This window comes from Staphylococcus sp. HMSC063A07 (assembly GCF_001836955.1).
In the GTDB taxonomy this organism is placed as follows: Bacteria; Bacillota; Bacilli; order Staphylococcales; family Staphylococcaceae; genus Staphylococcus; species Staphylococcus lugdunensis.
Window position 1 is genome coordinate 1 of record NZ_KV830924.1, and the last position, 9,879, is coordinate 9,879.

Genomic DNA, 9,879 nt, shown 5'->3' on the forward strand with positions numbered 1-9,879 from the left:
CAGATAATGAATTCGATGAATTCAAACACCCTCGTGGGGCTACATCTTATTATCCTAAAATAATAACAAGCTGTATATTATCTAATACATAAGAGAAAAGACAATTTCTATCAAATAATTTTAATAGAAATTGTCTTTTCTACATTGTTTAAGAACTTAATATCCCAGACCCGTTTTTTTGTATTTTATATAGCTATAATTGTAATATTATTAGAATTATCGAAAAATTCACAAAAAAGACACCCTATAAATTTTACAAAGTGCTAATATAAAATTGAAAAGAATTATTATGAGGTGATTGATAATGAGTAATACTAAAAAAGTAGCAGTCGTAACTGGCGCAGCACAAGGTATTGGTTTTTCCATTGCACAACGTTTATTTAATGATGGATTTAACGTAGCTGTCGTTGACTATAATTATGAAGGCGCTCAAGAAGCAGCAGCTAAATTGAATAAAGAAGGTCAAGAAGCAGCAGCATACAAAGCTGACGTATCCAATCGTGATGAAGTATTTAAAGTATTGGGTGAGGTTGTAAATCATTTTGGAGATTTAAATGTACTTGTTAATAATGCTGGATTAGGACCAATGACGCCAATCGAAACAGTTACACCAGAACAATTTAATCAAGTCGTTGGTGTTAATGTCGGTGGTGTATTCTGGGGCATTCAAGCAGCACTAGAACAATTTGAAAAATTAGGACACGGCGGTAAAATTATTAATGCTACTTCACAAGCTGGTGTTGAAGGTAACGCAGGTTTGTCTTTATACAGTAGTACGAAATTCGCAGTTCGTGGTCTTACACAAGTAGCAGCACGTGATTTAGCTGAAAAAGGCATTACAGTTAATGCTTTTGCTCCAGGTATTGTTGAAACACCAATGATGAAAGGTATTGCTGTTAAATTAGCTAAAGAAAATAATCAACCAGAAGAGTGGGGTTGGAAACAATTCTCAGATCAAATTACTTTAAAACGACTTTCAAAACCAGAAGATGTAGCTAATGTTGTTGGCTTTTTAGCTAGCAGTGATTCTGATTATATCACTGGTCAAACAATTATAGTTGATGGTGGTATGCGCTTCCATTAATCATATTGTTTTATTCGACATGAACAGCTCTACTGTGACAAAGACTTCAAACACTTTCGTTAAATGCAACTACGAGTATTTATGCGAAAGTGTTTCTCTTTGTTTAAATACTATTGATACCATGATTTAATACGTAAAGCACGTTCTAAATTATGCTTACTTATTTCTTCTCTTCGTGGAATATTAATATAGTGTTCGAGACTTTCATTCCAAGTTTGTGGTAACGGTTTTGGAGCATAACTTGTCCATTTATTAATCCAAGTTTGTGGTAAAGCACCATGAGGTTTAGTTTGTCTTGTTAATGCTAAGTAAACATGACTCCATGCTCTTGGAACTACAGTCCAAATATTATAACCTCCACCACCAAACATAATAATTTTGCCATCGGTATATGTTTCTGCAAGTGCATTTATTAGATAGGGAATTTGATACAATGCATCAAGCGTACAATTCATATGAGTTAATGGATCTTGAAAATGAATATCTACCCCATGCACACTCAATATTATATCTGGTTTAAATGCTTCAATTATAGCATTAAGTGATAGCTCCAAGCATTCAAGATATGAGGCATCTTCTGTATAAGGCTCTAAAGGTAGATTGACTGTGTAACCATATCCTTGATCCTCTCCACGTTCAGTATAATGTCCTGAGCCAGGAAATAGAAATTTTCCCGTTTCATGAATGGAATAACACATTATTTCTTCATCAGTATAAAATCGCCATTGTGTACCATCTCCGTGATGTGCATCAGTATCCACAATTAATACCCGCTGGCCGTATTTTTGATTTAAATATTTAGCCGTAATTGCGACATCATTATAAACACAAAATCCATTGGCACGTCCTTCTAGAGCGTGATGCAAACCACCACCAAGATGACAACCATTATGATAAATGCCTTTCATAATCAAATCTGCTAATGTTAATGCGCCGCCAACAATTCGAGCACTATGGCTATGCATATTATTAAACTGATTCGTATCTTCGCCACTTAATCCATATTTATCAGCTTCTTGATTACTTAAAATACCATGTGATGCATGTTTAATTGCTTGTACGTAATCGTATTGATGCACGAGGGTTAGTTCATTCGTTGTTGCAATAGGTGGTTCCACAATATTACTATTGTTTAAATAGCCAGCCGTCTGCAACAATTCTGTCGTTAGTTTAAGTCTCATTTGATTAAAAGGATGATGATTATCAAAACGATATTTTAATAATTTATCTGAATAGACATATCCAGTTTTTCTTTTATCATGCATCATATCAAACTTCCTTTAGTAATTAGAATTTAAAAGAAAAAGCGATTTTGAAAGCGTAAATCATCAAATGCTTGTTGTTGATCGAGTGTGATACGATTGCCAATGCGAGCCATCAAGCAATTGGCAGGGTGACTTGTGATTTCAGGTTCGTCTGTAGCAAAAACTTCTAATCCACCTTTGGCCATCATTTTTTGCATCACTTTTTTATATTCAAAAACATCTAACTTTGCTTGTTTTAAATCCCAATGCCAATAATATTCTGTCGTTAAAACAATATAATCTTCAAACTCATTACTAGAAAGACTAGTTGCGATGAGTAGACCACCCAAATGTAAATGACGATATTTTGGACATAATTCAATGGCACCCAATTCAATAAGATAAGGTAAATGACCTTGAGACCAACGCTCAAACTCATCCGGATAGTGATAGGTTACATAGCCAATGATATGTGTGCGTTCTCTAATGATATATACTCGACCTTCCATCAGGCGTGAAATTTCTAATAAAGCATTAAATTGTTCCTTTGGAGGTCGAAAAGCATCAAGTTGATCATCGAAAGTAAGCGTTTTCAAAAAACTGCAAGATACAGGTCCTTCAATAACAAAATGAATATCTTGTATGTTGATATTTTTTAAGACATAAGTTTTGACATGCTTCATTGATTTCCGCCTCCGACATCTTATTATAATTAGTATAAAGGCTATGGACGTAAATTAAAAATATAAATGTAAAAATTCTCTAAAAATTTTGAATAACACAAAAATTTATGTATAATACATGCTAAGAAAGCGATTTCATATAAGGGGGATTTCAAATGAAGGTAGAAGTATATAAGAGTGAACCGGGAGAATATAATTTAAGCAATTATGAGGATGTATATCAAAACTTTGATTGGAATGAAGTAGAAAAAGCTTTTTCATGGTATAAAACAGGGAAAATCAATATGGCATATGAATGTATAGATCGTCACGTAGACGATGGTAAAGGAGACAAAATCGCTTTAAACTATAAAGATAATGAGCGTCAGGAACAATATACATTTTCAGATATACAGCACTTATCCAATCAAGCGGCGAATGTATTAGTAGAGCATGCAAATGTGCAAAAAGGGGATCGCGTTTTTATCTTTATGCCGAGAACACCTGAATTGTATTTTGCCTTTTTAGGTATATTAAAAGTAGGTGCAATTGTTGGTCCATTATTTGAGGCTTTTATGGAAAAGGCAGTAACAGATCGTTTAGCGAATAGTGAAGCCAAAGTTGTTATAACAACAAATAAATTACTTCATCGTATACCACAAGAAAAATTACCACATCTCAAAAAAATCATTATCGTGGATGATGATGTGTCTGATGACTATATAGATTTTAATAAGTTAATGCAATCAGCTAGCACATCATTTAATATCACATGGTTACAACGCGACGATGGTTTAATATTACATTATACTTCAGGTTCAACAGGACAGCCTAAGGGCGTACTTCATGTACAACAAGCAATGCTACTTCATTATATAACGGGGAAATATGTATTAGATTTACAAGAAAACGATGTATATTGGTGTACAGCTGATCCGGGTTGGGTTACTGGAACTTCTTACGGTATATTTGCACCTTGGCTAAATGGCGTCACAAATTGTATAGCAGGTGGACGTTTTACGCCTGAACAGTGGTATAAGATGATTGAAGCATTCAAAGTTACAATTTGGTATACGGCACCAACCGCGTTACGCATGTTGATGAGTGCTGGTGATGATATTGTTCAAAAATATAATCTGTCAACGTTACGATCTATTCTATCTGTAGGAGAACCATTAAACCCAGAAGTTATCAAATGGGCAAAATCAGCATATGGTAAACGTGTTCTTGATACGTGGTGGATGACTGAAACAGGAGGACATATGATTGTTAATTATCCTGCAATGGATGTCAAATTGGGTTCTATGGGAAAACCAATTCCTGGTGTGGAAGCTGCTATTATCGATGATGAGGGAAATGAATTGCCAGCTAATCGTATGGGCAATTTAGCAATAAAAAAGGGGTGGCCGTCTATGATGTATGAAATATGGGATAATCCAGAAAAATATCGTTCTTATTTTATAGGAGACTGGTATATATCTGGGGATTCAGCATATAAAGATGAAGATGGGTACTTCTGGTTTCAAGGTCGTGTAGATGATGTCATCATGACAGCAGGCGAACGTGTGGGACCATTTGAAGTCGAATCTAAATTAGTTGAGCATGAAGCTGTTGCTGAAGCTGGTGTCATCGGAAAGCCTGATCCAGTACGTGGCGAAATTATAAAAGCATTTGTTGCTTTACGCCAAGGATATGAACCGACTGATGATTTAAAAGAAGATATTAAAAAATATGTAAAAGAAGGTCTATCAGCTCATGCTGCTCCTAGAGAAATTGAGTTTAGAGATAAATTGCCTAAGACGCGTTCAGGTAAAATTATGCGACGTGTACTTAAAGCATGGGAACTTAATTTAGATGCAGGTGATTTAAGTACTATGGAGGACTAAAAATAGCAGGAACTTATTTTTAAAATAAAAGATGCTTTTCCTTATATAATCAACAATTGAATGTATAGTTTGGAACGCAAAATGATAATATATTTTACCATTTTGCGTTTTCAATATGTATGCGATATTTGCTAAATAAATAGCCAAAATATACGTATATTTATTTTACAATCATATGTTTTTAGTTAAAATAATTGTAAACGCTATCAAAAATTCGACATCATAGGCAGAGTTAGTTATTATTAAGTATGTAAGAAATTATGATACCCAAACAATCAGGGTGCTCTTACAATATACTATTTAGAACAAGGGGTTGAAAGTAGTTGGCACATTTATCAGATTTAGAAATTGCAAATCAATCAACATTAAGACCAATTGGGGAGATTGCTAAGAAAGCAGGGATTCCTGACGAAGCGTTAGAGCAATATGGTCATTATAAAGCAAAGATTGATATTAACAAAGTTAATTCTAAAGGCGAAAAAGGTAAAGTAGTATTAGTTACTGCGATGAGTCCTACGCCAGCTGGTGAAGGAAAATCAACAGTTACTGTTGGTTTAGCTGATGCATTTAATGAGCTAAATAAAAATGTAATGGTTGCCTTGCGTGAACCTGCACTTGGACCAACTTTTGGTATAAAAGGCGGTGCAACAGGTGGTGGCTATGCACAAGTGCTGCCAATGGAAGATATTAACTTACACTTTAATGGTGACTTCCATGCGATTACAACAGCAAACAACGCATTATCAGCATTTATTGATAATCATATTCATCAAGGCAATGAATTAGGCATTGATGTACGCAGAATTGAATGGAAGCGTGTTCTTGATATGAATGATCGAGCATTACGACATGTCAATGTTGGCTTAGGTGGTCCAACTAACGGTGTACCACGTGAAGATGGGTTTAACATTACAGTTGCCTCAGAAATTATGGCTATTTTATGTTTAGCACGTGATATCAAAGATTTAAAATCAAAAATTAGTCGCATTACAATTGGTTATACACGTGATCGTAAACCAATTACTGTAGCAGATTTAAAAGTTGAAGGCGCATTAGCAATGATTTTAAAAGATGCAATTAAGCCAAACTTAGTTCAATCAATCGAAGGAACACCAGCACTTGTTCATGGTGGACCTTTTGCTAATATCGCTCATGGTTGTAACTCTATTTTAGCTACTGAAACAGCTCGAGACTTAGCTGATATTGTAATCACTGAAGCTGGTTTTGGTTCTGATTTAGGTGCAGAAAAATTCATTGATATTAAAGCACGTGAAGCTGGATTTGAACCATCAGCTGTTGTCTTAGTTGCAACTGTACGTGCATTAAAAATGCATGGTGGCGTTGCAAAAGATGATTTGAAAGAAGAAAATGTTGAAGCTGTTAAAGCTGGTATTGTTAACTTAGAACGTCACGTTAATAATATTAGAAAATTTGGAGTTGAACCAGTCATTGCTTTAAATGCTTTCATTCATGATACAGATGCTGAAACAGAGTATGTCAAGCAATGGGCAAAAGAAAATAATGTGAGAATAGCACTTACCGAAGTTTGGGAAAAAGGTGGAAAAGGTGGCGTAGACCTAGCTAATCAAGTATTAGAAGTCATTGATCAACCACAAGAATTTAAATTCTTATATGATTTAAATCAACCACTTGAAGAAAAAATTGAAACAATTGTCAAAGATATTTATGGAGGTGCTTCAGTAACATTTAGTAAAAAGGCTAAACGACAATTAAAAGACTTTAAAAATAATGGTTGGGACAATTATCCAATTTGTATGGCAAAAACACAATATTCCTTTAGTGATGATGCCACAGCATTAGGTGCTCCAACTGGTTTTGATATTACAATTAGAGAGTTAGAAGCTAAAACGGGAGCTGGATTTATAGTTGCTTTAACTGGTGCAATTATGACAATGCCAGGATTACCGAAAAAACCTGCAGCTTTAAATATGGACGTAACAGATGACGGCCATGCTGTTGGATTATTCTAGGTGATACGTGCTAATAGTTTAAGACTTAAAGGTTTCTGACAAGTTGAAGAAGGCAATTTCTATTAAGTTTCAATAGAAATTGCCTTCTTTGCTATGTTTCTTATATTAAGAGCCATTAAATAAAATCAAGCGTATATACATAAAAATAAAGTAGACAGCTTAGCTGCAGATATATAATTAATTTTAATATCATTTGGTGTTTATTTAATGATGCCAAAGGAAATTTTAAATGTTTTATTTAACTTGCATCTTGTTTATCTCGTTGTAATAGGTGATGTTTGATATCGAAATTTAAGGCTTTGTGGTAATCTTTTACAGATATTTTGTTTTCAACTCGCATACGCTTTAGTACATAGTGTTGTCTTTGTATACCTATATTAAATTGATTATTATTTTTGATTGAGCCATCTTCATCATATGGTGTATAAGTGTATGGACTTTGTAGTAAGCCTATTAAGTATGCAGATTCTGCAATATTAAGTTTAGATGGTGGGATACCAAATAAACTATACGATGCAGATGCGATACCTGTGATGTTAGAGCCATTATAATCTCGTCCAAAAGGAACTACGTTAAGATATGTGTATACAATTTCGTCTTTAGTTAATATCTTTTCTAAGCGCAGTGACAATACGAGTTCGTTTGCTTTACGACGGTACGTCTTCTCACTACTTAATACTTGGTTTTTAATCAGTTGCTGTGTAATTGTACTTCCTCCAGATGATTGTTTCACATTGAAAACATCTTGAATCATTGCACGAATTAATGCCTTTGGTAAAATACCATTATGCTGATAGAATAATGTATCTTCTGAGGATGTCAATGCAGCAATCACGTTTGAATTTACACGTTTAGGTCCAACAATTAAAGTATTTTGGGACTGATCATATGCTTGTAAGATATTATTATTTTTATGATCAATCGCTTCATCTCCTGCAAAGTGTATGGCTTTCTTCTTTAATTCATTGTCACTCATTGCTGACGCATGTGATGTAATGCGATGGAAATAAAACATACTTGCAATGAAAAGAATCAATAAAATAAGGCAGAGTAGCGCAAACATCGTAATTAAGATATGCTTGATTAATTTATACTTGGTCTCATATTTTAAATATGAAGCCTGTTGCATATATGCCACAAATTTTTTTATCATTCACATGCGTCCTTTCTGAAAGTACGTCTAGTATATCATATTTTACTAAGTTGACTTTTAAAACAGAGTTCTTTATAATTATGTCAATTCCATAAATATTGGATAGTAAGGACAAGTAGCAGTTATAAAGGTCTTCAGAGAGTTAGTGGGTGCTGTGAACTAACGCTTTTTAATTGTGAATACACCTTTTAAAATATATCCAACGTTTAATTAATGAACGTATCATTAAGAGAGTGGTATCACATGTTGATGCTAAAGTATGGTGGTAACGTGCAAAAGCGCCCTTACATTTTGATAATGTAGGGGTTTTTATTTTTTTAAGGAGGTATACAGATATGACAAATGCTTTATTAGAGGATTTAAAGTGGAGAGGGTTAATTTATCAACAAACTGATGAAGAAGGTATTGAGGAGTTATTAAACAAAGAACAAGTATCTTTATATTGTGGTGCGGACCCTACGGCAGATAGTTTACATATTGGACATTTGTTACCGTTTTTAACTTTGAGACGTTTCCAACAGCATGGACATAGACCAATTGTGCTCATTGGCGGCGGTACAGGTATGATTGGTGATCCATCAGGTAAATCTGAAGAGCGTGTGTTACAAACTGAAGAACAAGTTGAGGATAATGTTCAAGGTATCAATGCACAAATGCATAAATTGTTTGAATTTGGAACTGAAAAAGGCGCCGTTTTAGTTAATAATAAAGATTGGTTAGGTCAAATTTCATTGATTAGTTTCTTACGAGACTATGGTAAGCATGTAGGTGTAAATTATATGCTCGCTAAAGATTCAATTCAATCTAGATTAGAAAATGGTATTTCTTATACAGAGTTTACTTACACGATATTACAAGCCATAGACTTTGGACATTTAAATCAAAATTTAAATTGTAAAATTCAAGTAGGTGGCTCTGATCAGTGGGGCAATATCACAAGTGGTATTGAATTAATGCGACGTATGTATGGTCAAACTGAAGCGTATGGGCTTACTATTCCTTTAGTTACTAAATCAGATGGTAAGAAATTTGGTAAATCTGAATCTGGAGCTGTTTGGTTAGATGCTGATAAAACCAGTCCATATGAATTCTATCAATTCTGGATAAATCAATCTGACGATGATGTTATAAAATTCTTAAAGTATTTTACTTTCTTAAATAAAGAAGAAATAGAACGTTTAGAAGCATCAAGAGATGAACAACCTCATTTACGTGAAGCCCAAAAAGCACTGGCTGAAAATGTGACTAAATTGATTCATGGCCAAGATGCTTTAGATGATGCGATACGTATTTCACAAGCATTATTTAGTGGTGACTTGAAATCTTTATCTGCTAAAGAACTAAAAGAAGGTTTTAAAGACGTTCCTCAAGTAGAATTATCTGCAGACAATACTAATATTGTTGAAGCTCTAGTTGAAACAGGGATTTCTTCATCAAAACGACAAGCTCGTGAAGATGTAAATAATGGTGCAATTTATATTAATGGTGAGCGTCAGCAAGATGTTAATTACAATTTATCAAGTGAAGATAAGATAGAAAATGCTTTTACAATTATTAGACGTGGTAAAAAGAAATACTTTATGGTGAATTATCGATAACAGAATATGAATAAAGGGTCTGGGACATTAAGCTCTTAAACAATGTAAAAAAGACAATTTCTATTAAAATTATTTGATAGAAATTGTCTTTTCTCTTATGCATTAGATAATATACAGCGCGTTAATTTAGTTTAGTGGTATTTATTAAATTATACGAAAGTGCCTTATTTTTAAAGCATTTAAAGGTAAAATTACATGTTAATGCGTAGTATTTATGGCGAGACTCCTGAAGGAGCAGTGCCAGTCGAAGACAGGGGCCCC

At 34.0% G+C, this 9,879-nt stretch carries 7 protein-coding genes; 4 read left to right on the forward strand and 3 right to left on the reverse strand.

Annotation, left to right across the window (positions count from 1 at the left end):
• The first annotated feature begins 304 nt into the window (after positions 1-304).
• Positions 305-1,084 carry a (S)-acetoin forming diacetyl reductase gene (locus HMPREF2597_RS06045; RefSeq protein ID WP_002458838.1) on the forward strand — a complete coding sequence of 260 codons (780 nt, stop codon included), beginning with the start codon at positions 305-307 and terminating at the stop codon, positions 1,082-1,084.
• A 110-nt stretch (positions 1,085-1,194) separates the two neighbouring features.
• Here HMPREF2597_RS06045 and HMPREF2597_RS06050 read toward each other — a convergent pair whose 3' ends face one another.
• A complete protein-coding gene (locus tag HMPREF2597_RS06050; RefSeq protein ID WP_002458839.1) occupies positions 1,195-2,352 on the reverse strand; it encodes an acetoin utilization protein AcuC in 1,158 nt (385 codons plus the stop codon).
• 26 nt (positions 2,353-2,378) lie between these two features.
• Entirely contained in the window at positions 2,379-3,011 is a 633-nt protein-coding gene (locus HMPREF2597_RS06055; RefSeq protein WP_002478025.1) for a hypothetical protein, read from the reverse strand.
• Between the two features lie 155 nt (positions 3,012-3,166).
• Between HMPREF2597_RS06055 and acsA the strand changes: the two genes are divergently transcribed.
• The gene (gene acsA, locus HMPREF2597_RS06060) at positions 3,167-4,876 is read left to right on the forward strand and encodes an acetate--CoA ligase (protein WP_002478026.1); all 1,710 of its coding nucleotides are present in this window, start codon (positions 3,167-3,169) and stop codon (positions 4,874-4,876) included.
• Between the two features lie 323 nt (positions 4,877-5,199).
• Positions 5,200-6,867, forward strand: a complete 1,668-nt coding sequence (locus HMPREF2597_RS06065; protein ID WP_002492633.1) for a formate--tetrahydrofolate ligase — start codon at positions 5,200-5,202, stop codon at positions 6,865-6,867.
• 238 nt (positions 6,868-7,105) lie between these two features.
• On the opposite strand, the gene HMPREF2597_RS06070 is transcribed toward HMPREF2597_RS06065, so the two are convergent.
• The gene (locus HMPREF2597_RS06070; RefSeq protein ID WP_002458843.1) at positions 7,106-8,020 is read right to left on the reverse strand and encodes a biosynthetic peptidoglycan transglycosylase; all 915 of its coding nucleotides are present in this window, start codon (positions 8,018-8,020) and stop codon (positions 7,106-7,108) included.
• Positions 8,021-8,355: 335 nt separating this feature from the next.
• On the opposite strand from HMPREF2597_RS06070, the gene tyrS reads away from it, so the two are divergent.
• A complete protein-coding gene (tyrS, locus tag HMPREF2597_RS06075) occupies positions 8,356-9,618 on the forward strand; it encodes a tyrosine--tRNA ligase (protein WP_002458844.1) in 1,263 nt (420 codons plus the stop codon).
• Positions 9,619-9,879: the final 261 nt, after the last annotated feature.